Here is a 1,082-nt window from a genome sequence, read left to right on the forward strand (position 1 = left end):
CCCTCACACCTGCTGGGTACGGCGTTGTTGGGAACGACAACGGAATGCTCTATGGCCTTGACAAGGATGATCTGACTGAACTGGCATACCTAGACACGACGTACAACCCCACGACCTACCAGTACAGCACCTCCGCGAACAACTTCGTGTGCTCGTCACCTGCTATCTCTTACGCTGCCCAGTCCGGCTACAAGTGGATATACGTGGTATCCCGCAGTGACTACGGCAGGGGTGACGGCAGGGGTACATTGTTTGCATTCAGACAGAGTAAGAACTGATGAGACGAAAGGAGAGTTGACAATGCTTAGGACAGTCGCCATTCTCGGAGCAGTGTTCTGCATCGGACAGACCTCGTTTGGTGCAGTTTCCGGGGTTTCGAGCTGGGGGTGCGTGGGAGATACCCGCGCTGTCTTCGGCACAAAGCCAGGCGCTCTGGATTTCTACGATTCCAATGACCTCCTGCTCCTGCCAGCGGGCAATAGCTGGTACGTCGGTTCATATCACGTCAACGGTGTTGATGGTTGGGACGGGCCGACTGGGTTCTACGGCGCTGATTGGCGAGCGCCGCTTGTTCCGTGCGAAAGCAAGACGTGGTGGGTGTATATCTGGGCCGCTCCAGGCGGCCCGTGGTATGGAGATGTGGGAACAGGCTGGTTCTGGTACGATCCGGCGAATCGTGACCCGTCGGTACTCGCTCGGATGGAACTGGTGCGAAAGCCAACCGGCATCTTGGATGGACCGGCGGTCGGCACGGTGTGGACAGCCCCACCGTCTTTGATTCTCCCATACTACGGCACGACAGACGGGCTGACAGGTTACAAGTTCAAGTTCACCCTGACCATGATTCCTGAACCATCTTCGATGCTAGCATTAAGCGGAGGAGTTGGAGGACTTGGAGCTATTGTGCTGAAGCGAAGGAAGTGGAAGTGGGGATTGGGCGCACGCGAGGCAATGCGGATGTGATTCCTGCTGAGAGCAACCCGCGTTCGAACCCTTTGGACTCCAGAGAATCTCGCTGACGATTATTGGTAACCGTCAAACCATCCGCACCTTGCGAGGTGTTTGCTGCTGGTTCATACTGT

At 56.3% G+C, this 1,082-nt stretch carries 2 protein-coding genes; both read left to right on the forward strand.

Features of this window, described 5'->3' with window-relative positions:
* Positions 1 to 278: hypothetical protein (locus ABJK56_RS06690; protein ID WP_347243890.1), on the forward strand; the 278-nt coding region annotated here is incomplete at its 5' end.
* A gap of 22 nt (positions 279 to 300) precedes the next feature.
* Positions 301 to 963: a PEP-CTERM sorting domain-containing protein gene (locus ABJK56_RS06695; RefSeq protein WP_347243891.1), complete on the forward strand. Its 663-nt coding sequence runs from the start codon at positions 301 to 303 to the stop codon at positions 961 to 963.
* Positions 964 to 1,082 lie beyond the last annotated feature (119 nt).

The sequence above is a fragment of the Thermogutta sp. genome (genome assembly GCF_039793925.1).
Classification (GTDB): Bacteria; Planctomycetota; Planctomycetia; order Pirellulales; family Thermoguttaceae; genus Thermogutta.

Coding starts and splice junctions, on each gene's coding strand:
- ABJK56_RS06695 (WP_347243891.1), top strand. CDS start 301: ATGCTTAGGACAGTCGCCATTCTCGGAGCAGTGTTCTGCATCGGACAG.